Annotated in this window: 20 protein-coding genes; 8 read left to right on the top strand and 12 right to left on the bottom strand. The window is 65.7% G+C overall.

Annotation, left to right across the window (positions count from 1 at the left end; all coding sequences use genetic code 11):
- The first annotated feature begins 32 nt into the window (after window positions 1-32).
- Entirely contained in the window at window positions 33-2,597 is a 2,565-nt protein-coding gene (gene mgtA / locus H4W01_RS04930) for a magnesium-translocating P-type ATPase (RefSeq protein WP_209610127.1), read from the top strand.
- Here mgtA and H4W01_RS04925 read toward each other — a convergent pair.
- From H4W01_RS04925 to H4W01_RS04905, 5 genes are all read right to left on the bottom strand, one after another.
- Window positions 2,573-3,658, bottom strand: coding sequence for an AI-2E family transporter (locus H4W01_RS04925; RefSeq protein ID WP_209610126.1), 1,086 nt, complete (start codon window positions 3,656-3,658; stop codon window positions 2,573-2,575). The two genes, mgtA and H4W01_RS04925, sit on opposite strands and share 25 nt — an antisense overlap.
- Window positions 3,655-6,210 (bottom strand): cation-translocating P-type ATPase, encoded by a 2,556-nt coding sequence (locus tag H4W01_RS04920; RefSeq protein ID WP_209610125.1) that lies wholly within the window; start codon window positions 6,208-6,210, stop codon window positions 3,655-3,657. Before H4W01_RS04920 ends, H4W01_RS04925 begins: the two co-directional genes overlap by 4 nt.
- A gap of 151 nt (window positions 6,211-6,361) precedes the next feature.
- Entirely contained in the window at window positions 6,362-8,350 is a 1,989-nt protein-coding gene (locus H4W01_RS04915) for a TonB-dependent receptor (protein ID WP_209613251.1), read from the bottom strand.
- A gap of 85 nt (window positions 8,351-8,435) precedes the next feature.
- The gene (locus H4W01_RS04910) at window positions 8,436-8,774 is read right to left on the bottom strand and encodes a hypothetical protein (RefSeq protein ID WP_334685157.1); all 339 of its coding nucleotides are present in this window, start codon (window positions 8,772-8,774) and stop codon (window positions 8,436-8,438) included.
- Between the two features lie 17 nt (window positions 8,775-8,791).
- The gene (locus H4W01_RS04905) at window positions 8,792-9,547 is read right to left on the bottom strand and encodes a competence/damage-inducible protein A (protein ID WP_209610124.1); all 756 of its coding nucleotides are present in this window, start codon (window positions 9,545-9,547) and stop codon (window positions 8,792-8,794) included.
- A 63-nt stretch (window positions 9,548-9,610) separates the two neighbouring features.
- Here H4W01_RS04905 and map point away from each other — a divergent pair, with 63 nt between their 5' ends.
- Window positions 9,611-10,435 (top strand): type I methionyl aminopeptidase, encoded by an 825-nt coding sequence (gene map, locus H4W01_RS04900; protein ID WP_209610123.1) that lies wholly within the window; start codon window positions 9,611-9,613, stop codon window positions 10,433-10,435.
- Window positions 10,436-10,518: 83 nt separating this feature from the next.
- Here map and H4W01_RS04895 read toward each other — a convergent pair whose 3' ends face one another.
- A complete protein-coding gene (locus H4W01_RS04895) occupies window positions 10,519-10,914 on the bottom strand; it encodes a DUF1842 domain-containing protein (RefSeq protein WP_209610122.1) in 396 nt (131 codons plus the stop codon).
- 464 nt (window positions 10,915-11,378) lie between these two features.
- Between H4W01_RS04895 and H4W01_RS04890 the strand changes: the two genes are divergently transcribed.
- The 4 genes from H4W01_RS04890 (at window position 11,379) to H4W01_RS04875 (ending at window position 15,383) form a co-directional block, all read left to right on the top strand.
- Window positions 11,379-11,717, top strand: a complete 339-nt coding sequence (locus H4W01_RS04890) for a P-II family nitrogen regulator (protein WP_010407999.1) — start codon at window positions 11,379-11,381, stop codon at window positions 11,715-11,717.
- 96 nt (window positions 11,718-11,813) lie between these two features.
- Window positions 11,814-13,238, top strand: coding sequence for a type I glutamate--ammonia ligase (glnA, locus tag H4W01_RS04885; protein WP_209610121.1), 1,425 nt, complete (start codon window positions 11,814-11,816; stop codon window positions 13,236-13,238).
- 302 nt (window positions 13,239-13,540) lie between these two features.
- Complete coding sequence (locus H4W01_RS04880) at window positions 13,541-14,233, top strand: DUF4336 domain-containing protein (protein ID WP_209610120.1); 693 nt, start codon at window positions 13,541-13,543, stop codon at window positions 14,231-14,233.
- Between the two features lie 433 nt (window positions 14,234-14,666).
- The gene (locus H4W01_RS04875; RefSeq protein ID WP_334685156.1) at window positions 14,667-15,383 is read left to right on the top strand and encodes an alpha/beta hydrolase; all 717 of its coding nucleotides are present in this window, start codon (window positions 14,667-14,669) and stop codon (window positions 15,381-15,383) included.
- Window positions 15,384-15,401: 18 nt separating this feature from the next.
- On the opposite strand, the gene H4W01_RS04870 is transcribed toward H4W01_RS04875, so the two are convergent.
- Window positions 15,402-15,842: a DUF983 domain-containing protein gene (locus H4W01_RS04870; protein WP_010407992.1), complete on the bottom strand. Its 441-nt coding sequence runs from the start codon at window positions 15,840-15,842 to the stop codon at window positions 15,402-15,404.
- A 77-nt stretch (window positions 15,843-15,919) separates the two neighbouring features.
- Window positions 15,920-16,894: a quinone oxidoreductase family protein gene (locus H4W01_RS04865; RefSeq protein ID WP_209610118.1), complete on the bottom strand. Its 975-nt coding sequence runs from the start codon at window positions 16,892-16,894 to the stop codon at window positions 15,920-15,922.
- Window positions 16,895-17,011: 117 nt separating this feature from the next.
- On the opposite strand from H4W01_RS04865, the gene H4W01_RS04860 reads away from it, so the two are divergent.
- Entirely contained in the window at window positions 17,012-18,436 is a 1,425-nt protein-coding gene (locus H4W01_RS04860) for an aldehyde dehydrogenase family protein (protein WP_209610117.1), read from the top strand.
- Between the two features lie 96 nt (window positions 18,437-18,532).
- Here H4W01_RS04860 and H4W01_RS04855 read toward each other — a convergent pair whose 3' ends face one another.
- From H4W01_RS04855 to H4W01_RS04840, 4 genes are all read right to left on the bottom strand, one after another.
- A complete protein-coding gene (locus H4W01_RS04855; protein WP_209610116.1) occupies window positions 18,533-19,210 on the bottom strand; it encodes a hypothetical protein in 678 nt (225 codons plus the stop codon).
- A gap of 15 nt (window positions 19,211-19,225) precedes the next feature.
- Window positions 19,226-23,401 carry a translocation/assembly module TamB domain-containing protein gene (locus H4W01_RS04850; protein WP_209610115.1) on the bottom strand — a complete coding sequence of 1,392 codons (4,176 nt, stop codon included), beginning with the start codon at window positions 23,399-23,401 and terminating at the stop codon, window positions 19,226-19,228.
- A complete protein-coding gene (locus H4W01_RS04845) occupies window positions 23,398-25,359 on the bottom strand; it encodes an autotransporter assembly complex protein TamA (RefSeq protein ID WP_209610114.1) in 1,962 nt (653 codons plus the stop codon). Before H4W01_RS04845 ends, H4W01_RS04850 begins: the two co-directional genes overlap by 4 nt.
- Window positions 25,360-25,421: 62 nt before the next feature.
- Window positions 25,422-25,634: a hypothetical protein gene (locus tag H4W01_RS04840; protein ID WP_209610113.1), complete on the bottom strand. Its 213-nt coding sequence runs from the start codon at window positions 25,632-25,634 to the stop codon at window positions 25,422-25,424.
- A 186-nt stretch (window positions 25,635-25,820) separates the two neighbouring features.
- Here H4W01_RS04840 and H4W01_RS04835 point away from each other — a divergent pair, with 186 nt between their 5' ends.
- On the top strand, window positions 25,821-26,003 hold the full coding sequence (locus tag H4W01_RS04835) for a hypothetical protein (protein WP_010407976.1): 183 nt from the start codon (window positions 25,821-25,823) through the stop codon (window positions 26,001-26,003).
- Window position 26,004: the final 1 nt, after the last annotated feature.

The following is a 26,004-nucleotide window of genomic DNA, read 5'->3' as shown; positions in this document are numbered from 1 at the left end:
CCACGCGCCCACCGCCGACGGATAGTGGCGGGATGCACGCCCCCGCCCCCGGCTCCCCCACCGCGCCGTTTTGGACGCGCTCCGTTGACGCGCTGTGTACCGAGCTCGACTGCAGCCATGACGGGCTGACCACCGCGCAGGCCGATGCGCGGCTCGCGCATTATGGCCAAAATGCCGATGCGACGGTCCGCCAGACCGGGCTGTTCCGCGCAATCGTCCGCCGCCTGTTCGAGCCGCTGTCGCTGATCCTGCTCGTCGCGGCGATCGTGTCGATTTCTACTGGCGACTCCGTGGGCGGCACGATCATCGTCGCCATTCTGGCGATCTCGATCGGACTTGAGGCGGTGCAGGAACGCCAGGCCCTGGGCGCGGCGGCGGCGCTGCGGCGGACGGTGGCGCTGAAGGCCGAAGTCAAGCGCGACGGCCAGTTCGTGCAGATTGCGGTCGAGGGCGTGGTGCCCGGCGACGTGATGCGCGTGCGCGCGGGCGACATCATCCCGGCCGACGGGCTGGTGCTCGATAGCGATGCGTTCACCGCCAATGAGGCGGCGCTGACCGGCGAGCCCTATCCGGTGGAAAAGCGCCCCGGCACGGTGACTGGCGAGACGGCGGGCGAGGCGTCGAACGCGCTGTTTCGCGGCGCGGTCGGCCAGACCGGGGAAGCAATCGCCTTGGTCGTCCATTGCGGGGCAGCGACCGTATTTGGCGGCGCGGCGGCGGCGCTGGACGAAGCGACCGAACTTTCCCCCTTCCAGCGCGACTTGCGCAGTTACGGGCTGCTCACCGCGCGGCTGACGATCGTGCTGGTCGTGGTGGTGCTGGCAACCAGCGTGTTCTTCGGGCGACCGGCGCTGCAATCGCTGATGTTCGCGGTCGCGCTGGCGGTGGGGCTGACACCCGAATTGCTGCCGATGATCACCACCGTCACGCTGTCGCGCGGCGCGATGCGGATGGCCAAGCGCAAGGTGATCGTGAAACGGCTGGCGTCGATCCACGATCTCGGCGCGATGACGGTGCTGTGCACCGACAAGACCGGCACGCTGACCTCGGCTGAAATCACGCTCGCGCGCAGCCTGTCGCCCACCGGGGCGGAAGACCCGCGCACCGCGCGACTGGCCGCGATCGCCGCATCGCTCGGCGGGGATCGCGGCGCGCTCGACGCGGCGCTGCTGTCCGCCGCGCCCGCTGCGGATACGGGCTGGACGCTGGTCGGACGCCACGCCTTTGATTTCGCGCGGCGGCTGGGATCGGTCGTCGCCAGCGGCCCCGAAGGCACGATCCTGATCGCAAAGGGTGCGCCAGAGGCGATCCTCGCTTTATGCACGTCGAGTCAGGGCGGCGGCGCGATGGGCGCGGCGGAACGCGCCGCTGCGCTGGCGCAGGTCACGGCGCTCGCCGGGCAGGAAGGCTTGCGGACCATCGCGGTGGCATCGCGCGCCTGGACCGGCCCCGCGCAAACCGTTTCGGCGGCGGATGAGACCGGCCTCGTCTTCGAGGGCCTGTGCGCCTTTGCCGATCCGCCCAAGGCGACCGCCGCCGCAGCCATCGCCCGGCTGGCGGCGGCGGGAATCCGGCTGAAGATCCTGTCGGGCGATGATCCAGTGGTGGTCAAGCGGCTGGCCGGACTGGTCGGCATGAAGGCCGACCGCGTGCTGTCAGGCGCGGACATCACGCACTTGTCCGACGATGCGCTTGCGGTGCAGGTGCGGCATGTCGACGCCTATGGGCGGCTCGCGCCCGACCAGAAATCGCGCATCGTGCGGGCATTGCAGGCGCGCGGCGCGGTGGTCGGCTATCTCGGCGATGGCATTAACGATGCCCCGGCGCTGAAGGGGGCCGATATTGGCCTGTCGGTCGCGGGTGCCACCGGAGTTGCTCAGGCGGCGGCCGACATGATCCTGCTCGACAGCGATCTCGCGGTGGTCGCAGACGGCGTCGAGGAAGGGCGGCGGACCTTTGCCAACATCCTGAAATATATCCGCATGGGGGCCAGTTCCAACTTCGGCAACATGCTGTCGATGGCGGTGGCGTCGTTCTTCCTGCCGTTCCTGCCGATGCTGCCGACGCAGATCCTGCTGAACAACCTGCTCTACGACGTGTCCGAAATCGGCATTCCGTTCGACACCGTCCGCGCCGAGGCGATTGCGAAGCCGCAAGTGTGGAACCTGCGCGACCTGGTGAAATTCGCGGCGATCATGGGGCCGCTCTCCTCGCTCTTCGACTTGCTCACCTTTGCCGGGCTGGTGCTGCTGTTCCACGCGGCACCACCCGAATTTCGCACCGCCTGGTTTCTGGAATCGATGGCGACGCAAGTGCTGGTCATCTTCATCATCCGCACCAATGGCAGGCCCTGGGCGAACCGCGCGAGCCCGATCCTGACGATGACGTCGCTCGGCGCGTTACTGGTCGCGCTTGCCCTGCCCTTCACGCCGCTGGCGCACTGGGTGGGCTTCCAGACACCGCCGCTGGCGATGACGGGCGGGATCGTGGCGGTGGTGGTCGCCTATCTGGTCTGTGCGGAACTGCTGAAAGGCATCGCGATACGGCCCAGCCGCGCGACCCGCCACGCGCATCAACGGGTGCCGATACCCCGGTGAGCGTCGCGCGATCGCGAGAAAATCTCCCAGGTCGCGATGAACATCGCGGCTATCACCGGCCCCACCACCAGCCCGTTAAACCCAAACAGTTCCAGGCCACCAAAGGTTGAAATCAGCACGACATAATCGGGCATTTGCGTGTCGCGCCCGACCAGAATCGGCTTCACCACATTGTCGACGCTGCTGATGATGAAGAACCCGCACAGCGCCAGCGCAATCCCCTGCCAGATCGCGCCCGTTGCCAGCAGATAGAGCGCCATCGGCACCCACACGATGCCCGTACCGATCGCCGGCAGCAGCGAGAACGCGCCCATCAGCACGCCCCACAGCAACGCGCCACCAATGCCGAGCCCCCACACGATCAGCCCGCCGATCAAGCCCTGCAGCACCGCGACGACCAGACTGCCCTTGATCGTCGCGCGCACGACGGCGGCGAATTTGTCGAACAGCGCGCGGCGATATTCGGGCAGCAGCGGGATGGCATGTTCGACCTTGGCGACGATCGTGCGCCCGTCGCGCAACAGGAAGAAGCAGAGGTACAGCATGATGCCGAGCGTCGCCAAAAGCCCGAACACGCTTTGTCCGAGGCTGAACGCGCGGCCCGCCAGCGAATCGAAGCTCTTAACCGCCCCGTCCGCGATCCGCGCCCGCACCGCCGCAAAATCGGTGAGGCCATAGCCCGCCAATTGCTGTTGGACCCAGTTCGGCAAGCGGCCCTCGATCTGGAAGAACACGAGATCGAAATCGATCTTGCCCGACTTGATCTTGGCGTAGAGCCCCGCCGCCTGTTGCAGCAGCGCCCCGCCCAGCAGCACCGTCGGCAAGATCACCGCGAGCAGGATGACCAGCAGCGTCAGCACGGTCGCAAGGTTGCGACGACCGCCAAGCGTGGCGGTCAGCCAATCGGTCAGCGGGGCGAACACGATCGCGGCAACCACCGCCCACACGATCGCCCCGAAAAAGGGCGCGATGAGCCAGGCGAAGACCAGCGACACGATCATGAGGAACGCCAGGAAGAACCCGCGCTCGAGCGAAAAGCCGCTTGAATCGGGTGCGATCATGCCGTCGCCGGACGCGCGATTGCGCCACGCCCCATGATCGCGCGCACCACCGGCTTGCACAGTTCGAGCAGGACCAGAAGGCCCGCCCCCAGGCCAAGCGCAAACGCCATGTCTATCCACGCGATCGACCCGAATTTCAGCAAGGTTTGCGCGGCGGGCAGGAAGAAGATCAGGCTGGCGATGATGACGATCGCCGCCAGCACGGCGCGCAGCGCACTATTGCGCCGCGCGAACGCCTCGATGATCGACGCGCCGAACGATCGGTTCACGAGGATCAGCGCGAGGATTTCGGCAATCAGCGAGAAGAAGATCAGCGCACGCACCTCCGCCTCGGGCATCCCGCCCTGCACTTCCAGCAGGAACACCGTTGCCAGCATGGCAAAGGCCAGCCCGCCCTGGAACACGCCCCATGCGATCATCGTCACGGAGAAGAGCGGTTCATTCGGGTCGCGTGGCGGGCGTTGCATGATGTCTCTTTCCCCGCGCTCGGCCTCGAACACAAGCGCGCAGACCGGATCGATCACCATTTCCAGCAAGGCGATATGGATCGGCCCGAACAGGATCGGCATTCCGAACACCAGCGGCAGCAGCGCCAGCCCGGCAATCGGCACATGCACCGCGAAGATGAACGCCATCGCCTTGCGAATATTGTCATAGATCCGTCGGCCGAGCGCGACCGCTTGCACGATCGCCCCGAAATCATCGTCGAGCAGCACGATCGCCGACGCCTCGCGCGCGACATCGGTGCCGCGCTTGCCCATGGCGATGCCGATATGCGCGGCCTTGAGCGAGGGCGCGTCATTGACCCCGTCGCCGGTCATCGCCACCACTTCGCCATCGGCCTTGAACGCCTGAACGATGCGCAATTTCTGTTCGGGCATGATGCGCGCGAACACGGTGACGGTCTTCAACCGCGCCGCCAATGCGGTATCGTCGAGCACGGCCAGTTCATCGCCGGTCAGCACATCACCATCGGCAATGCCCGCCTGCGCCGCGATCGCCTTGGCGGTGGCGGCATAATCGCCCGTGATCATCGCCACGCGGATCCCAGCCGAGCGACATTCGGCAACCGCCGCCTTCACCGTCGGGCGCAGCGGATCAGCGAGCCCGACCAAACCGACCAGGTCGAACGCGAAGCCCGCCTGCGTTTCCGGCCAATCGGTATTGGCGGCGACCGCCGTCGCCACGCCGAGCACGCGAATGCCGCGCGCCGCCATCCGGTCGACCGCGAGCGTCATGCGGTCGCGGTCACTGGGCGTCAGCTTGCACAGATCAGCAATCGCCTCGGGCGCGCCCTTGGTCGCGACAACCAGCCGGTCGTCATCGGTGCGCCAGACATTGGACATGGCGAGCAGATCGGGCCGCAGCGCATAGCCATGAACGTGGGTCCAGACCGGCTCGGATGGCGCGCAAACCTCGACATGCGCCTGATGCAGCGCGATTTCCATCGGGTCGGACGGTTCCACCGCACTGGCCCGCGCCGCCATGCACACGATCGGCCCGTAATCGGCAAAGGCGCACGGGGCCTCCCCCAGCGTCGCATCCTCGCCCGAGGCCAGCCACAAGGCGACCACCGACATGCGGTTTTCGGTCAGCGTGCCGGTCTTGTCGGTGCACAGCACCGTCGCCGACCCCAAAGTCTCGATCGCCGCCGCGCGCCGCGTCAGCACGCCGACCGCGCCGATCCGCCACGCCCCCATCGCCAGGAAGATGGTGAGGACGACCGGAAATTCCTCGGGCAGCATCGACATGCCGATCGCGATCCCGGCGAGGATCGCCTCGATCCAGCCGCCGCGCAGCAGGCCGAACAGCACCACCACCGCCAACGCCACCGCGCCCCCGCCGATCGCGCACCAAGTGACGATGCGAGTGGTCTCGCGCTGGAGCCGGGGTGCCTCGGTATCGAGCGTGGCGAGCGACTGGCCGATCTTGCCGATCTCGCTGCGCGGTCCGGTCGCGGTCACCTCGGCGATGCCGCTGCCGCGTGCGACCAGCGTGCCCGAATAGACATAGGGCTGATCCTCCCCACCCGGACGATGCGCGGTGGCAGGAGCATCGGCGCGAACCGCCTTGCCGACCGCCAAGGATTCGCCGGTCAACAGCGATTCATCGGCTTGAAGATCGTGCGCACTCAGCAAACGTCCATCGGCCGCAATGCGATCGCCCTGCTCCAGCACCAGCACATCGCCGCACACCACCTCGCGGCCCGGAATGCGCACGCGCTCGCCACCGCGGATAACCAGGGCGCTTGGCGCCGACAAATCGCGCAACGCTTCCAGCACATGCTCGGTGCGGGTTTCCTGGATCACCGTCAGGACGACCGAGAAGCTGGCAAAGGCGAGCAGGATCAACGCCTCGGTCAAATCCCCCAGCAGCAGATAGGCGACGCCGCCCGCCAGCAGCAACGCGAACATCGGCTCGTGCAGTACCTCGAACGCGATCCGGAAGGCCGAGCGCCGCCCGGCGCGGGGCAAGGCGTTGGGCCCGTCCCGCATGAGGCGATCGGCGGCGTCGGCAGGCGAAAGACCAGCGGGTGCGGGCGTCATCATCATGGTGGCTTCCCCCGACACCGTATCGCCGGTGACACGCTCCTGCGGACAGCGCAGGGTGCGCGCGCAAGAATAGCACCAGCAATGCCGCGTCGCGCCCGTGGCTGCTATGCGTGCTTTCCCCTAGCCCCCGCCGCAGACAGAGCGGGCAGGATCACCGCAAGCGCAGCCCGACCCATAGCGTGCGCGGCGTGCCCAGGTCGATCGATCCGGCGGCATTGCGCGTCACCACCGTTTCATCAAACAGGTTCTCGCCCCGCAGAACCACGGCGACATGGCGACCGACCGGCACCTTCACCACCCCGTCAAGCGTGGTCGCGGCGGGCAGCACATCGGTCTGCAGATCGTCCTCATATTGCCGCCCGACATAGCGCGCGGTCAGCGACGCGCTCCATCTGCGCGCCCCTACCCAGCCGAGCGTCGCGCTCGCGCTATGCCGGGGGCTTTGCGCAGGGGCAAAGCCGCCCAGCTGCGCCGATGCGCCCGAGGCATGCACCGTACTGTCGCTAAAGGCATAAGACAGGTAGAGCGCAAGCGCGCCACGCTTGGCGTGCGCCGTCACCTCCACCCCACGCGCGACGATCGCATCGACATTCTGCCGCTGGCGAAGGTTGGTCGCGATCGTGACATTGGCGATCGCGCCCGCGAGCCGATTGTAGAAGGCCGTGACACCCAAGGTGAGGCCCGCGAATGGCTTCAAGTCGAAGCCCCCCTCGAACCCGCGCAACCGCTCCAGTCCGAGCGCGGCATTGGCCTGGGTGGTGACGGGAAAGACGACGAACGGCCGGTACAACTCGTTCAGCGTCGGTAGACGAAAGCCGGTATAGGCCGCCGCGCGCACCGCCACCGCATCGCTCGCGTGGAACAGCGCGCCCGCGCGCCCGGTCCCCTCCACCCCCTCGCGGTTGGCAAAGCGCGTGTCGGTCGTCACCCGTCCGCTCGCGCTGGCCTCGCGGAAAAAGCCATTGCTGATCGTCCAGCGATCAACACGCCCTCCTGCCGTCAGGACCAGTCGACCGATCGTCCAGTCATCCTCGACGAACAGGCCGGTGGTACTGGTCCGCCCGCCGGCAGTGCGTCGCGTGGTGACGGCACCACTTGCGGCATAGGCATCCTCATAGAGCATCCCCTCGCCAAAGCGCGCATCCACCCCGATCCGCAGGAGATGATCGGGCCCGACGGGCGGGCGCAGCTCGATCTTCCCGCCAATCCCGGTCGCGGGCGTATTGCGCTGGTCGAGCGTGAGCCTGGCAGTGGTCGCGCTGATGACGCGGTTGGTGAAATTGCGCGCCTGAACATAGGCCAGCGCATCCACCGCCCAGCCACCGCGATGAATCAGCCGGACACTGGCGTCCTCGCCTTGTGAACTGCTGTCCGCACCCGCAAAGCGCAGTGTACGATTGTCGCGGAACAGCAGACCACTGGCCTGCACTTCGGTTTCGGGATCCAGCGGCACCACCGCACGCACGCTCCCGGACCAGTCGCGATAGCGCGCCCGTGCGCTGGCGGCGGTGCGCTGGGCGAACGGCGTTGTAAAAAAGCCGTCGCCGCGCTCGACCTTGCCCGACACGCTAACGAAGCCACTGCCGACATCGGGCGAGACACTCCCGGACGCTTCGACGGCCGAATTGCTGCCGTAAAAGACCTCGCCCGAAACCGGCGGCAAATCGCGCCGCGTTGCGCTCGCCAGTTCGATCGTGCCCGCCACCGCGCCTGCGCCGAACGCGCCCGCCCCGCCGCCGCGCGTGACGCGCACGCCCGACAGCCGATCCGCCGCCAGCGCGTTGAACGGAATGTAGCCAAAGAACGGGTCGGCCAGCGGCACCCCGTCCAGCAACAGCAGGGCCCGGCTGGAGGCATTGCCGCCCAAGGCACGCAGCGTGACGCCCTGGGCCGACGGGTTGGCCGAACGGCTGTCCGCCCGGCGAAATTGCTGGAAGCCGGCAACGTCGGCCAGGACATCCTCAACGCGGCCCGAGGCATCGCCCGTCAGCCGCGTGCGATCAATCACCACCGCCCCATAAGCGGGCACGCCAGGCGGCAGTGGCAAGGGCTGGCCGAGCACGACAATATCGGGCGCATCCGGCACCGGCGACGATTGGGCAACCGCCGCGCCGGGCGCGATCAGCGCCGCCAGCGCCAACCCGGACACAGCATTCGCACGGGCGGGCCTGCGCTTCCCTGTAGAGCGCAGCGCAGCCCCAACCCGCTCCGGCAATCGCGCGCGCCTAGTGCTTCTTGGGCTGCGGAACGCCGCTTACCCAGAAGATACCGCCCGGCTGCAAGGCGATGACATATTGCCCGCGATCGTCGCATTCGGCGATCCACGTCGCCTTGCCGTCGATCGGCTCATGCTTTTTCATCCGCACGATCTTCTGGCAGGTGTAGCCGCCATCGCGGATCGCGCGGAACATCGTCGTTTCCTGCAAGGAGGGCGACAACGCATCGATCTTCGCCTCCATCGGATCATGCGTCGCCACGGCGACAGGCTTGGCGCTGCCGCTCGGGCTGCCATCGCACGATGCCAGCGCCACCGTCAGGAGCATCGCCACAGAGATACGGTTCATCATGTCGCTCTTGTCCCTCAAATGCCGCCCGCCACAACCGTCCGCCCCGTCGCTTCCAACGCACGGGTAAGGTCAGCGATGCAGCGGTCGGCCAGCGCGGCGTCGGTTGCGCGCACCACGAAATTGGCACCGGTTCGGCCATCGCGAAAGAAGGGATAACTCCCAATAGCCACGCCTTCATGGCTCTTTTCGGCATCGCGCAGCAGATCGGCAATCTCGCTTTCGCCGACCCAGCAGCCGATCGTGCGCGACAGCACCGGCAACCCGCCCTCCAGCGTTCCGGTCAGCGCGTCCAGCATCCCTGCGGTAATGTGCGGCACCCCCGCCATGATAAAGATATTGCCGACGCGAATGCCCGGCGCGCCTGACATGCGGTTCTCGATCAGATCGGCCCCCTCCGGCACGCGCGCCATGCGCTTGCGCGCCTCGGTCAGGCCGCCGCGTGTGGTGTAATAGGCCTCAAGCACCGCCACCGCCTGCGGGTGATAGACCACCGGCACGCCCAGCGCCTCGGCAATCGCATTGACCGTAATGTCATCATGCGTCGGGCCAATGCCGCCCGTCGTGAACAGATAATCGTTGCGCGCGCGCAGGACGTTGACCGCCTCGACAATGGCATCGGTCTTGTCGGGCACGACGCGCACCTCGGCCAGGCGGATGCCCTGCACGTTGAGCCAGGTCGCGATTTGCGCGATATTCTTGTCCTGCGTGCGGCCCGACAGAATCTCGTCGCCGATCACCGCCAGTGCAGCCGTCCAGATGCGTGTCGTCATGCTTCCCGCATAGCCCGCATCGGGGCCCTCGCAAAGCCCAAGCGGCTTCGCTATATCGCGGGGATGACCGAATATGTAACCGTAACCGCCGACGCGCCCACCGCCCGTACCGGCGCTATCAAGCTCCATGGCCCCGAAGCCTTCGCTGGCATGCGCGCCGCCGGGCAGCTTGCCGCCGAAGCGCTCGACATGATCGTGCCGCACATGGTGCCCGGCATGGCCACCGCCGAGTTGGACGCGATGATCCGCCGCTTCATCGTCGATCGCGGCGGCGTGCCCGCGACGCTCGGCTATCGCGGCTATACGCATTCGAGCTGCATCTCGACCAACCATGTCGTCTGCCACGGCATCCCCAGCGACAAGACGCTGAAAAATGGCGACATCGTCAATGTCGACGTGACGCCATTGCTGGATGGCTGGCACGGTGACACCAGCCGCATGTATCTGGTCGGCGACGTGCCGATCAAGGCGAAGCGCCTGGTCGAGGTGACCTATGAATGCCTGATGCTCGGCATCGAGATGGCCAAGCCCGGCAATCATCTCGGCGACATTGGCGATGTGATCCAGCGCCATGCCGAAAAGCATCGCTACGGCGTCGTGCGCGATTTCTGCGGCCACGGCGTCGGCCGCCTGTTCCACGATGCGCCGGAAGTCGTCCATGCCGGTCGCCCCGGCACCGGCCCCGAGTTGAAACCCGGCATGATCTTCACGATCGAGCCGATGATCAACACCGGCCGCCCCGACGTGAAGGTACTCGACGATGGCTGGACGGCGGTGACGCGCGACCGTTCGCTGTCGGCGCAGTTCGAACATTCGATCGGTATTACCGAGGATGGCTGCGAAATCTTCACGCTCAGCCCCGGCGGGTTCGACAAGCCGCCTTATTGAAATCTGATACCCGATCGATCGTAGCGAGACATCGGAAAAGGCAGCGTGGGCGGGGCAAACCCGTCCCCACGCTGCCGCCAGGTTCAGCTGACTTTGCTTACCGTGCCGTGCGTAATGGTGTGGTTGCCATAGGTATACGTGCCGACGCCGTTCCATTCCGCATCGACGGCCAGCGCCGCCGAGAAGTGCGCGAGATAGCTGCCGATCGCGGGCGGCGGCACCGACACGACATATTCACCATGCAGCGCGATAAGCCGCGTATCGTGCCCGAAACCGGTGTGATGCAGCACGCCGCTGACGGGAAATTCGATCGATCCATAGGGTGGCGGCAGCGACTGCGTAATATGCGCCGTGCCATGGATTTGACCAGAAACCGCATTGACCAGCAGCGACAAATGCAACGTCGGAGCCCCGACGATCGGCTCAATACCGAGCTGGACCAACAGCTTTACTTGATAAAGCCCTACTGCTTCAGACATGGTTTATCTCCTGCGTCTTGAGAGAATAAAACAACACGTCGAGGATTGAGTCGTTACGCGCATCGTACATTTTCTGTATAATTTTACACGGACACCCTTGCATAAAAATCAAGGGGTAATGCACGACTCCCGACTCGACCTTGCAAGAGTATCATTTCTCTCTTTGAGTCTAAAGCCGCTTTTCTCGGGTAAGCGCCTGAGCCACCATCACTCCGTGTGCAAATTTCTTGTAAGCGCGGAAGTTTTTATTTCATCTTTTGGGGTCCATCGAGTCGACACGATCGCCCACCCTGGCGTGCCCCGACGGCATGGTTGTGCCTCTCAATCCGGCAATTCCCCCGCCTCCTGCCCATTTGTTGAGCATCGTGACATGGCACCCAAGCCGCTCCAACGCACTTTTGCGCCTCTCGCGCGGCTGGCACGGTTGTTGTAAGGTGAACCGACATAATGGGAGTGCGCACTGCGTGAAAAAGATCGAGGCGATCATCAAGCCGTTCAAACTCGATGAGGTGAAGGAGGCGCTGCATGAAGTCGGCGTCAGCGGCATCACCGTGACCGAGGCCAAGGGTTTCGGGCGGCAAAAGGGCCATACCGAGCTGTATCGCGGTGCCGAATATGTCGTCGATTTCCTGCCCAAGGTGAAATTGGAAGTCGTCGTCGAGGATGCGATGGCGGAGCGCGTGGTCGAAGCGATCGCCGCCGCCGCGCAGACCGGGCGTATCGGCGACGGCAAGATCTTCGTCATTCCGGTCGAAACCGCGTTGCGCATCCGCACCGGCGAGCGTGACGAGGATGCCATTTGACGCAGCGCAACATTGTGTGACAACCCGAGCATCCGGGTGAAATGTGAGTCCCGATTCTACGCGGGACATTGACTGATAACGAAAGGGCGTGGGGACATGGCGAATTCGGCTCCAAACACTGCGAGCGACGTGCTGAAGATGATCAAGGAGCAGGAGATCGAGTGGGTCGATCTGCGCTTCACCGATCCCAAGGGGAAATGGCAGCATCTGACCATGGTCGCCGGTGTCGTCGGCGAAGACGAGCTGACCGACGGCTTCATGTTCGACGGTTCCTCGATCGAGGGCTGGAAGGCGATCAACGAATCCGACATGATCCTGAAGCCGGATCTGGACGCGGTGTGGACCGATCCGTTCTCGGCAACGCCGATGCTGATCCTGGTGTGCGACATTGTCGAGCCGTCGACCGGCGAACTCTACGCCCGCGATCCGCGCTCGACCGCCAAGCGCGCCGAGGCGTATCTGAAGACCACCGGCATTGGCGACACAGTCTATATCGGGCCGGAAGCCGAATTCTTCATGTTCGACAACGTCCAGTTCGAAAACAGCTATTCGACCAGCTATTACAAGATCGACGATATCGAGCTGCCGACCAACACCGGCACCAGCTATGACGGCGGCAATCTCGGCCACCGTCCGCGCGCCAAGGGCGGGTACTTCCCGGTCGCGCCGGTCGACAGCGCCGTCGACATTCGCGGCGAGATGGTGTCGACCATGCTCGAAATGGGCCTGCCCTGCGACAAGCATCACCACGAAGTGGCCGCTGCCCAGCATGAGCTCGGCCTCACCTTCGGCACGATGACGCTGACCGCCGACCGCATGCAGATCTACAAGTACGTCTGCCACAACGTCGCCCAGGCGTACGGCAAGACCGTCACCTTCATGCCCAAGCCGATCAAGGAAGATAACGGCTCGGGGATGCACACCCATCTGTCGATCTGGGACAAGGGCCAGCCGCTGTTCGCAGGCAATGGCTATGCCGGTCTGTCGGACACTTGCCTGTATTTCATCGGCGGCATCATCAAGCACGCAAAGGCCGTGAACGCGTTCACCAACCCGACCACCAACAGCTACAAGCGTCTGGTGCCGGGCTACGAAGCCCCCGTGCTGCTCGCGTATTCGGCGCGCAACCGCTCGGCCTCGTGCCGCATTCCCTATGGTACCGGCCCGAAAGCAAAGCGCGTCGAAGTGCGCTTCCCCGACGCCATGGCCAACCCGTATCTCTGCTACGCGGCGCTGTTCATGGCCGGCCTCGACGGCATCCAGAACCGCATCCACCCGGGTGAGGCGATGGACAAGAATTTGTACGACCTGCCGCCGGCAGAATTGGCCGAAGTGCCGACCGTGTGCGGCTCGCTCCGCGAAGCGCTCGACAGCCTGGCCGCCGATCACGACTTCCTGCTCAAGGGCGACGTGTTCTCGAAGGACCAGATCGAATCGTACATCGAACTGAAGATGCAGGACGTGGCGCGTTGGGAAATGACGCCGAGCCCGGTCGAGTTTGATATGTATTACAGCTACTGAGGCGCGGCCACGACCGCGCCGATGCGGACGAGGGCAAAGCCCAAGTCCGCACAGGAGCTGTCGGCCGGCCTCGCTTCAGCGAGGACCGACGGCGTGGTTTGCCACGACGTGATCGAAGAAAGGGCGTCCGGAGCGATCCGGGCGCCTTTTCTCTTCGTGAACAACCGCACAACCGTCGGGCAGCGCGCTCCAACCGCGCGCTCCCCGCCCCTTCCGGCCGTTGCACGAATGCAGTAACGCCGAGGCAAGCATCCTTGAGGGGCTCGGCGGTGTCTTTAGCGAACTCGGGGGGGTGGGGTGAGATGCTGCAACGCTTCGGTGAAGAGATATGGGCGGCCAATGGCCCGACGGTATCCGTCGCGGGCTTCGACTATCCCACCCGCATGATTGTCATCCGCTTATCCGATGGCGCACTCTTCCTCTGGTCGCCGACGGCGTTCTCCAGCGGCCTTCAACGTGCCGTCGATCGGCTAGGACCGGTGCGCCACATCGTCGCGCCCAACACATTACATCACGCCTTCATTGGCGATTGGCAGAAGGCCTATCCAGATGCCAAATCCTATGCCGTGCCGCAATTGCGCGCCAAGCGCCCGGACCTGAAGTGGGACAGCGACCTCGATGATACGCCCGCAGCGGCCTGGTCGAAGGATATCGACCAGGTGGTCGTTCGAGGGAATCGCATCACGACCGAAGTCGTCTTTTTCCATCGTCACAGCCAAACCGCGATCTTTACCGATTTGATCCAACACTTTGAGCCGGAATGGTTCAAAGGCTGGCGTGCGGTGGTTGCGAGATTGGATCTCCTCACCGCGCCCCAGCCGACCGTCCCCAGAAAATTCCGGGTAACCTTTTACGATCGCAGCCTCGCTCGAAACGCATTGCAACGGATTATGGCTTGGCCGACCGAGGCAGTGCTGGCAGCGCACTCCGAACCGATACCGCATGACGGTCGAGACGCCATCGCGCACGCCTTCGAATGGTTGCTCGGTCGATAGCGTTTAGCAAAGGCTGCCGCCGCTCAATCTTCCAGATCGAGAAAGTTGCGATTGGCGTGACGGGTGGGCGCGGCTACCGTCCGATCGCGCAACCAAGCTGGCCTTGGAGCACAGGTTGTTCGCTCACATCAGGAGATGACGCTTGTCGCGGTTCCGGTTTGTCATGTGCTCGCTCCTCACCTTCTGCACCGCAGGAGCCGCCTCAGGCCAGGCAGCCAAATCCGATAGCGCGCCAGCCCGCGTCCAGATCCCGAAGGACGAACGCGAAGGCGTATGGCAAGCCCCCGTCGACGCTACGCAGGTGCCGCTATGGCCGGCAAACGTCGCCCTCGCCAAACCCGACAGCGGCGATCGTCCCGAAGCAACGGGCAATGGCACCGGTCTGGTTGGAGGGCGCAAATGGCACTGGGCAACCTATGTCACGCGACCAACCATGACGCTCTATCGCCCCAAAGGGCCGCACAACGGGGCCGCGATGTTGGTGCTGCCAGGGGGCGGATTTGAAGTCGTCGCCACCGATTTGGAAGGCACCGAAATATGCGACTGGGTGGTCCAGCAGGGCATGACCTGCGCCATGCTCAAATACCGGACCCCGCAAGCCTGGCCGGCGGAAAATGGACAGCAACGGCGGCCGAAGGTGCTGTTGGCGTTGGAAGATGCCCAACGCGCGATGGGTTTGCTACGACAGGATGCCGCCAGCTACGGCATCGATCCCCATAAGATCGGCGTAATCGGGTTTTCAGCCGGTGCCTATCTCGCCGCGAATATGAGCAATACGGAAGAGCGCACCTATCCGCCAGCCGACGCGGCCGACCGCCAATCCCCACGACCCGACTTTGCGATCATCGCCTATACGGCGCGCATGGTGGACACCAGCAAGGGGCGGAACAGCCTGGACTTGCAACCCTGGGTGACGATCAGCCCGAAGGCCCCGCCGACGCTCATCCTTCACGCCATGAACGATTCAATGGACAATATCCGGCAACCAATGGCCTATGCGCTGGCGCTGAACGACGCAGGCGTACCGGTCGATCTGCGTCTCTATGCGAAGGGCGGCCACGCTTTCGGCATGCGCCCAACTGCCGATCCGATCACCACAGAATGGCCGGGGCAGGTCAAGCAATGGCTGCATGACATCGGCATTCTTTAATGCCGAACACCCGCCCCCTCACTCATCAAACGCCGTCCCGCCCTTCTCGACCGTCCGCCCGTTCAACTGCCCCCACAATTGCGCCGTCCCCGCCTCATGCGCCTTGTTCACATATTGCGAGGCGACCAGCCATCCCTTGATCGGGCGTAGCGGCAGCAGGCATCCCGCCAGCATCAGCGGCAGCGAGGTGACGGCATGGACCCAGAAGGGCGGGCTGAACGCCACCTGGAACCACACCACCACGAACAGCAATGGAAAGGCGACGATGCACAAGGAGAAGAAGGCCGGGCCGTCATCCGGCGAGGCGAAGCTGTAATCCAACCCGCACACTTCGCAGCGATCGACCACCTTCAGCCATGAGCGGAACATATGCCCCTTGCCGCAGCGCGGGCACAGGCCCTTGGCCCCGGATTTGAGGATCCAGCGCCATTTTTCGCCTTCAGTCTGTGTGTCCGCCATGTCTGATCCAACCTTTTCGCTGCCGTCTAGATAGGAACCCGCGCGCCGACTGCGATGAGACAAAATGCCCAAGGCGGTTACACGGTCAGCACGGTCGCGCCACACGTCTCCCCGGCTTCCAGCGCGCGGTGCGCGGCGGCGGCGTCTTCCAGCGCGAAGGTCTGGCCGATTTCGGGGGTGATCGCGCCCGAGCGCAGCATCGTGAACACGCGGTCGATCCCGGCCTGGCGCTCCTCGGGCGTGACATAATAGCTGAACAGCGTCGGGCGGGTGACGAACAGCGACCCGCGCGCCGACAGGATGCCGAGATCGACCCCGGTCACCTTGCCACCGGCATTGCCGAAGCTGACGATCAGGCCGCGCCGCGCGGCGCTGGCCAGCGAAACCTCCCAGGTCGCCATACCGACCCCGTCGAAAATGATCGGCACGCCCGCGCCGTCGGTCAGCTCGCGCACGCGCTGCGCCACATCCTCGCTCTTGTGGAGCAGCACATGGTCGGCCCCCGCCGCCTTGGCCTGCACCGCCTTTTCCGGGCTGCCGACGGTGCCGATCACGGTCGCGCCGATCGCTTTCAGCCAGCCGACCAGCAAATGCCCGGTGCCGCCCGCTGCGGCATGAACCAGCACGGTCTGTCCGGCCTGCACGCGCGCGCAACGCTCGATCAGGAATTCGGTGGTGCAGCCTTTGAGCAGCACGGCGGCGGCGGTCTGGTCGCTGATATCATCGGGCAGCTTGAGCAGGATCTTGGCGGGGACATTGCGTTCGGTCGCATAGGCACCGAGCGCGGGGCCGAAAGTACCGACACGGTCGCCCGGCGCGACCTCGGTCACGCCCGGCCCCACGGCGGTAACCACACCCGCCGCCTCCGAACCCAGCCCACCCGGCAACGCCATCGGGTACAGCCCGGTGCGGTGATAGACATCGATGAAGTTCAGCCCCACCGCGACATTGCGCATCCGCACTTCGCCGGGGCCGGGATCGGGCAAATTCACATCGACCCATTCGATCACTTCGGGGCCACCAATACGGTCGATCCGCGCAACGCGTGCCATCTGCCTATCTCCTTATCGAACCGCCCCAACCGACGACGTACGTTTCGGGTTGCAACCTATTTCGTCCCGCTCCATTTGTCGTCGCGTACCAGAAATTCAAGACGGTGGAGAGCGGCGATGAAGAGCTACCTCAAACAGTATATCAACGGTGCCTGGGTCGACAGCATCGGCGGCACGCGCCACGCGGTGATCAACCCCGCGACCGAGCAGCCCTGCAGCGAAATCACGCTCGGCACGCCCGCCGATGTCGATGCCGCCGTCGCCGCCGCGCGCACCGCGTTCGAGAGCTATTCGCAAACCAGCGTCGCCGAACGCGCCGCGCTGCTCGAACGGATCATCGAGGAATATAAGAAGCGCATCCCCGATCTGGCGCAGGCGGTCAGCCAGGAAATGGGCGCGCCGATCGGTTTTGCCACGGCGGCGCAAGTGCCCGCCGGGCTCGGGCATTTCATCTCCACGCTGAAGGCGCTCAACGCCTTCCAGTTCGACGAACAGCTCGGCCGCGCGCGCGTGGTGCATGAACCCCTCGGCGTCGTCGCGATGATCACCCCTTGGAACTGGCCGCTCAACCAGGTCACTGCCAAGGTGGCACCCGCCCTGGCAGCAGGCGACACGATGATCCTGAAGCCAAGCGAGGAATCGCCCGGCTGCGCGGTGATTCTGGCCGAGATTCTCGATGCCGCAGGCGTTCCGGCGGGCGTGTTCAACCTGGTCAATGGCGACGGCGTGGGCGTCGGCTCGGCACTGTCGGCGCACCCCGATGTCGACATGGTCAGCTTCACCGGATCGACTCGCGCCGGCATCGCGATCGCGCAGGCAGCGGCGGCGACGGTCAAGCGCGTGCATCAGGAACTGGGCGGCAAGGCGGCCAATCTGGTGATCGAAGGCGCGGATCTCGCCGCGGTGCTGCCGCCGACCGTGCAAGGCGTGCTCGCCAATTCGGGCCAAAGCTGCATCGCGCCGACGCGCCTGCTGGTCCACAAAAGCCAGGTCGCGGACGCCACCGGCATCGTCAAGGCGATGATGGAGGGCACGCAAGTGGGCGACCCGGCCGAAATGGGCGCGCATATCGGCCCGGTCGTCAACAAGGCGCAGTTCGACAAGATCCAGGGGCTGATCCAGTCGGCGATCGACGAGGGCGCGACGCTCGTCACCGGCGGCACCGGGCGGCCCGATGGCCGCAATGTCGGCTATTTCATCAAACCGACGCTGTTTGCGGACGTCACGCCCGACATGCGCATCGCGCAGGAAGAGGTGTTCGGCCCGGTCGCGACGATCATCGCCTATGACAGCGAAGATGAAGCGGTGAAGATCGCCAACGGCACGCCCTACGGCCTGTCCGCGACGATTTCGGGTGATGCCGCTAAGGCCGCCAAAATCGCACCACGGCTGCGCGCCGGGCTGGTGACGATCAATTCGTGGAGCCCGGACGGCAACGCCCCGTTCGGCGGCTACAAACAATCGGGCAATGGCCGCGAAAACGGCAAGTTCGGCCTGACCGACTTCATGGAAGTGAAAACCGTGATCGGCGAGCCTGCCTGACCCCAAGCGCGGGCGGCGGATGCGCCGCCCGCCGACGATCGGCTAGGGCGTTACGCCGGCTTGCGTAGCGGCTGGCTAAAGCTTTTCAGCGTGAAGCTAGCGCCCTCGCGCACGATATGGTGCTTGGGCGGCTGCGGCTTTTGCGGGGGCCGCTGCGTTTCGGCAGTTTTGGGCAGATCCGGCATTGGCTTTACCTCCAGGGCGGCACCGCTCGCTGGGAGTGGTGAACGCCTCTGCCAGCAATATAGTCGCTTCCGCGCAGAATGCGAGCAGGAAGCCCGTCATCACGAACAACAGCACCTGGCTGCGCGCCCGCGCCTTGGCAACGTTGTTACGGCGGTTGGAGGTTGCCGCATCGGCCAGTTCCGCGATCATCAGCGTTCGCAGATCATCCCGAATCAACCCGTCGCGCTCAAGCGCCTTCTTGCCAATGTCCTGATAGAAGGTGCCCAAGGTTTGGGCGTAATCCAGAATTTCGACATCGCTGGGCGGATAGCGATACTCACGCAGCCGGATGACGTCCCAGAACCAGCGCCCGGCGACGACAAAACACACGAGCGCTCCCACCAGCAGAACGGCCACCGCGATCGTCCAGCCCGGCTCGCGCACCGAAAAGGCCGAGCGATAAATGCTCGGCAGGACCGCGACGGCAAGACCCAGGATCGCCGCGAAAAACGGCAGTGAGCGCCAGATGGCCTCGTCGGCATCCAGCTCGCGCTTATAGGAGTCCGCAAACAGCGCTGAGAGATATTCGTCGGTCTTGGTTTCCGCCACCGCCTGCTCCCCGCCTCAATAATCCTTCGATACGCGCAGGTTTGCGCTTTGCCGCCCCAGCGTCGAGATGCTCGACAACACCGACAGCCAACGCGTCACCTGGAACTCGACTTGTGTCGCCGAATAGCCCGCCCCGTCGGAAACGATCTCGGCGTAGAAACGCCGCGTAATGTATTTGCCCGCCGCGACCGAGGTGCCCTGCCCGGTTTGCGGATCGGCGGGGAGGATGCGCAGGCGGTCGAGCCCGGCCACGCGGCGCACCGCGTTGATCGGATCGAGCCCACCCTTGCCGTTTTGCAACGCCGCCACCGCTGAGGCCAATTGCAGTGCCTCGGGGGCGGACAAATTGGTGATCGAGGTGCCGAACAACAGCCGCGACAGCAATTCGTCCTGCGGCAAAGCGGGCACGCTGGAGAAGGTGATTTCGGGCTTGAGCGCGGGGCCGGTGACGTTGATCGACGCGTTCAGCCCCGTGGTGTTGGCGTTGGCCGAGATATCCAGCGCCGGATTGGCGGGCACTTCGCCGGCAAACAGGATCTTGCCGCGTTCGAGCGCGAAGCTGCGCCCCGCGAAATCGTAATTGCCCTGCACCAGATCGGCACGACCGGTGATCGCGGGATTGTCGGGCGCGCCGCCGATCTTGAGGTCGGCCGACCATTCGCTGCGCAATCCGAGCCCGGTGACCAGCACCTGGTTGGCCGCGCGCGCATGGATGGCGAGCTGCCACGGCGTACGCGGCGCTTCGTCATCCTCCGCGCCCCCGCCGGGCACGTTGATTTCGCGAATGGCGAGTTGCGGCACCGCGCTGGCCGCACTCGCCTGGCCCAGGCGATAGCGTGCCTTGTCGAGCTTCAGATCGCCCGAGATCGTGCCCCCTGCCCCATCCGACTGGAAGCGCAACGGGCCAGTGACGGTCGCGCCGATATCGTCGCGCGCGATCATCACCGCGCGGTCGGTCTGCAAGGTCAGGTCGAGCCCGAGGCCGTTCTTCGCCGCAAAATCGAACGTCCCGCTTCCGTTGACACGCCCGCCTTTGCCCGCGTCCGCCGCAAAGCGATCGATGGTGAGGCGCGACCCGCCGAAACGCCCGGCCGCCTGCACATTGGTCAGCACCGTGCCCGTCGTCGCGCTTTCGATACGCGCGCCCTTGGCCTGGACGACACCGGTGATTTGCGGGTTGGCGATCGTCCCGCCAACGTCCGCACCGATCGCGACCGGGCCGGTCAGATCGAACAGTTCGACCCCGGTCAGCCGCCAGATCGTGTCGGCAGGCCCGTCATAGCGAAGCTGCGCAAACGCCCCGGCATTGGACACGCGCGTCGCCAGATCGGGGCCTGCCGGCAAGGTCAGCAGCATTTGCGCGCGCCCGACGGTCTTGCCGCCGGTGGCCGCGACCGCACGCGCGGCGATGCGGTCGGGCGACAGCACTCCGGCAATCCCGACATCGACCGGACGCGATGACAGGATCAGGCCCGAACGCGTCAGGCCACGCACCGTCATGTCGATCTTGCCGGTCGGGGCCGCGCCGCCGCCTTGCGCATAGGACAGGGTGCCCGAAGCATTGCCGCCGAGGCCAAGCCCCGGATAGCCGATGTCGAGGATCGACAGCGGCATCCGCGTGAGCGTCGCATCGATCGCGCTCGATTTGCCGGTGAAGCGGCCCGACAGCTTCGCGTCCCCGCCCGAGAAGGTGAGGTCGGTCGGAGCCAGTCGCCAGCCATCGCCATCGCGCGTGAACACCGCAGGGGTGACGAGCTTCAGCGGCCGACGATCAAGCGTACCCTGCGCGGTCACAGAGTAGCTGTCCGGCGTCACGCGAGTGAGCGACTGAATATCGAAGGCACGCCCGGTCGACCCGGCGATCGAGGCGGTAATGGAGCCGGTGCCGCCGCGCAGCGAGGCGCGCGCAGCAAAGCGCCCGATCACCAGCGACCCGCGCCGCAACCCAGCGCCGGTCACGCTCGCTTCAATCGACGTCCCCGCCGGATCGAGCAGCGCCACCGCATCGAGACGCCCGCGCCGCAACACCACCGCATCGCTCAACCGTGCTGCGGTGGCATCGAGATGCGCCTCGATCCGCTGATGCTCGCCCACCGGAGCGAACAGCACCGCGCCCGACAAGCCCCCACCGGCCACCGCCAGCGTGCCGTCAAACCCGCCCGGCACGATCCGCAGCGGCCCCTTGGCATGTGTCCCGCTCACCGCCAGATCGGCGATGGAGATCGTCCCGTCGCCGCCCTTGGGCAACAGGATCGCGCCATTGCCGCTGAACGCCCCCAGCCGCGATCCGCCGCGCGCGGTGAAGGTGAACCCCTCTGCCGTCGGATCGAGATGCGCGATCACGTCGCTGAGGCCCATCGTGTCATTGGGACTTTTGAACACCAGATCGAGCGTCGGATGGTCGATCTTGCCATCGAGCTTCAGCGTCAGCGGGCCATAGGTTGCTTGCTGGCCCACCCCTTCGAAATGGAAGGTGCCGTCGCGGCGGCGATAGCCATTGCCGGTGATGCGGATTTGCGGCGCGGTCAGCACGAGATGGTTGAGGTGCAGGATCCCGTCGGGGGTCCGCTCCAAGCCAGTGACGACGCGCGGCAACCCGCCTGCCAGCGACCGGAAGAACGCATTCTCCAGCGTCAGCATCCGCGCCGTGCCCTGGCCGACGACGCGCGTGCCGTGGCCGCCAGGGCCCGGCACCGCCTTGAGCTCCGTCTGCACATCGACCACGCCGAGGCCGGGGATGCGGTAGCGCCCCAGGCCACCATTCAGACCAATATCATAGCGCCCGTCGCTGAGATCGAGCAGCAGGTTGATCCGCCCGTTGAGCTTGTCCGAGCTCAGCTTGAGGTCGTCGCCGATGACCAGCTTCGAGGTCACCCGCAGCACGCCATCGATCGTGAGATTGCGCAGAATGCCGCCCGCCACATCGCCAACCCCGGTGACGCGCGCCGCGACCGCGTGGATCGGCAGCAACACCGGCTGTTTGGACAAATGCCCGCGACCGGCGGCGTGGAAGTCCTCGAAACCCGTATCGTCAAAGGCAAAGCGCGCTGCGCTCAGGCGGTAGTCGAAGGCCGCCGTCGCGAAGCGACCGTCGAGGATGGTGCGCAATTCGATCGCACGCCCGGTCATGTTGGGGAACAACGCCGGTGGCCGCAGCAGGATCGCGTGGAGCCGCACATTGCGATAGGCGCTTTCCGCCAGGTCAAGCGTGCCATCGCCAGTCAGGCTGAGCGAGACCGAACGGAGCGACAGCGTGCCCTTGAGCTGCCGGTCGACCAGCGTAGCGCCACCATTCACCAGCACGCGCGGGGCGGTCAGCCGTTCGAGCTTGCCATGCACCAGCGGCCCCGGCGTCAAGACACCCGAAAGCGTATAGGCCCCGGCGCGGTTGGTGAGCGCGAGATCGACCAGCCGCGTCGGGCCGACATCGGCAATCGCCTTGCCCCGCCACGCCTGCCAGCTTCCCTTGCCCCCAATATCCAGCGCGATCGGGCGCGCGACCCCGATCAGCTTGGCGAGCACGCCCGTGGCGCTGCCGCGCGCCCGCGCCGCAACCTCCAGCCGGTTGCGATCGGGCTCGGCGTCGAGATGGACGCGCAGCCGGTCACTCCCCGCCACCATCGCCGCCAGATCGATCAGCGCGCGCCGATTATGGATGTCCGCGCGCGCGCGCAGCCGCCCGATCCGCTCCACCCCGGTCACCGCGCGCCCGACGATCAGCCGGTCCACCGCCAGTGCGCCGATGCGGATATCGAACCCCGGCAGGATCGGCCCCTTGGTCTCGGTCGGGCGCGTCTCGGGCACTTTGGACAGCGTTGCGCTCGGAATGCGCAAGCTGATGATATCCAGCCGATTGTCGAGCCAGCGCAGCGGCGACCAATGCAGTTCGGCGCGCGGTGCGGCAAACACCAGCCCCTTGGGATCGCGCACCCGCACATCGATCAGCGTCGCGCGGCTGTAGATCGATCCCTCGATCCGACCGATGCTGTAGCGCAGACCATTGGCGGGCCGCAGACCGGCGATCGTGTCGGCAATCATCCGGTGCCCGATCGCGGTATCGACCAGCCCCAGCGCCGCGAGCAGCACCAGCAGCAGACCGAGCGTTGCCCCCAACACGATCCGCCCCCAGCGCCGGCGACGCGGCGGCACAGGCGCGGCTTCGACCGTTTCGGGAAGCGACTCCCCGGTCAAAACGCCTGCCCCAGCGAGACATAGACGGCCACGCGCGGATCCCCCTTGGCGGGGTTTACAGGCGTGCCGACATCGATGCGGATCGGCCCGAAATTGGAATAATAACGCACGCCAATGCCGGTGCCGTAGCGCATCCCGCCCAGCGTCGGGATGCCGCCGGTATAGATGTTGCCGCCATCGAAGAACGGCACCACGCCGAAATGGCCGAACGCCTTGACCCGCGCCTCCAGCGAAAATTCGGCAAGGCTGCGCCCGCCGATCGGATCGTTATTGGGGTCGCGCGGGCCGATGTCCTGATAGCCATAGCCGCGCACCGAGGCACCGCCACCGGCATAGAAGCGCCGCGACGGTGCCACCGCGTCGCGCGGCGCGCCCGCGATCGTGCCCAAGCGGATACGTCCTGCCAGCACCGCACCGGTCGTGATCGGCTGGTAAGCGCTGGCGTCGATCTGAATCTTGGCATAGCCGAAGATCGATCCTTCCAGCGACGCTTCGGGCGAGAAACGTCCACTCAGGCGGAAACCCCGCGTCGGGTTGAGCAGATCGTTGGACCCGTCATAGCTGAGCGTCGTCGGCAGCGCCGCGATGAAATAGGTGCGGCGGCGCGGGGCACCCGTCGTCACGATCACGTCGCGCTCGTCGGACGCGGCCAGTTCCCCGCCGAGCGACCAGGTCCACTTCTTCTGGAAGAAGATGTTGGTCTGCCGCTCCAGGCTGCCCGACAGCGACACGGTGCGTGCCTGATAGGCAGTGCGCTTCAAGTTGGACGCCACCGCCTGGAAGGTCAGCACGCGGTCGCGCCCCTCGAAATTGTTGCGGCGGAAGATGACGCTCGCCAATTGCTCTTCGGTGCCGAGCACCCCGCGCAGCGTCAGCGCGCCTTCGGGCGGGAACAGGTTGCGGTGCGTCCAGCTCACTTCAGCGCGCGCGCCTTCGCCGGTGCCATAGCCAAGCTCGCCGGCAATCGTGTGCGGCGGTGCCGGTTCCAGGCCGACCGCAATATCCACCGTGCCGGGTTCGGTGCCTTCGACAGGCTCGATCTTAGTCGAGGAGACCAGCCCGGTCTGAATCACCGCCCGCCGCAAATCGACCAGCGCGGAGGCATCATAGGTCTGGCCGGGAACGAAGCGCGCAATGTCCTGCACATGTTTGGCCCCGAACACCTTGTCGCCCGAAGTCATCACGATCTTGCCGAAGCGGCGCTCGGCCCCCGGCACCACCGCCATATCCAGCGTGGCGGTGTGCGCGGCGCGATCGACGACGATTTGCGGATCGCCAACCACCGCGAACGGGAAACCGCGATCGTTGATTGTGGTGCGCAAACTCGTCGCGCCCGCGACCACCGCATCCGAATTGACGGCATCGCCCGGATTGACCCCGAACGCGCGGCGGAGTGTGGTGGCCTTCGCGCCCGCCGCCTCCACGCCTGCAACGTTCACGCCCGCAAAGGTGTAGAGTTGCCCGGGCTCGGCATCCAGCACGACCAGCGGTCGCGCGGCCGGTTCCACGCGCGTCGTCACATGTGCGTCGTAATAGCCTTCGGCCCGCAGCAATGTTGTCAGCAAGGTCGCATCCTCGCGCGCCCGGCGATCGAGCTGCGCGGCGTTCGCGGGCTGGCCGACATTGGCCTTCAGCGTCGACAGCTGGGCAAACCGGTCGCTGAGCAGGCTGCTGGCGACATCGTCGATCCCGTCGACGCGGAAATCATAGCGGGTGTCGCCGGTCAGCGCGGTCGGCGTATCCGCCGCAACCGGCTCTGGTGGGGCCTTGGACAAATCGGGCCAATCGACCCCCAACCCCGGCAACGGCGCGAGCGGCGATTGCGGATCGAGCGGTGATACCTTGGGGTCAGCCTGCTCGGTCGACGGACGCACTTGCGCCATCGCTCGCGGGCAAGCCACACAAAGGAACCCGGCGGCGGCCAACGACACGCCCCGCCGCCCGACCGAAAACGACATGGCTCGTCCTAGCCCGGCTGCGCTCCCAGTGACAGGGGGTTAGTCGCCGATTTGCGCGCCGATCAATGAACCGTGCCGACGGCGCGATCGGCCGAAAGCAACACAATCAGCCGTTCGATCTGCCGCCAGCGGCAAAAGTGCAGATAATTGCCAAGGTCGCGACTGCGGTCGGCCCGCGCCGCCGCCTCCAGTGCCGCCTCTTCGCCAAAGATCGCGATCAAATCGGTCGCATCGACGAAAGCAGCGCGGTCCGCAAGATAGGGCAAGCAGGTCATCAACGCTCCACGCTCAATTGGCTCGCCGGCAAGCGTGCGAGCGTCGCGGGTATCACGAGGCGTGCCAGTTTCCGCAAAAGCGCGGCAACGCGCGCGCCGTAAGGGTTAACCAAGTCCATCCCACCCGCCGGACGCTCTCACGATGGGACGCTGGCGTCCTGCACCGGGACATGGCAAAGCACCCGCATGGCACGCTCCCCCGCTCCCCGGACGCCGCTTGCAGGCGGGTTTTTGATCGCAATCGGCGCGATGGCAGGTGCCGGGGTCGGGCTGTTCTCGCCGATCGGGCCGACGCGGGGGTTTCTGATCGGCATCACGCTTGGCGGCGTGTTGTCGCTGGCGCTGTGGCTGATCGACCGGCGGAAATAGG

The sequence above is a fragment of the Sphingomonas sp. PL20 genome, from assembly GCF_017875905.1.
GTDB classification, from domain to species: Bacteria; Pseudomonadota; Alphaproteobacteria; order Sphingomonadales; family Sphingomonadaceae; genus Sphingomonas; species Sphingomonas echinoides.
Note: the sequence above shows the minus strand (reverse complement) of the source record. Positions and strands in the feature narration are given on the sequence as shown.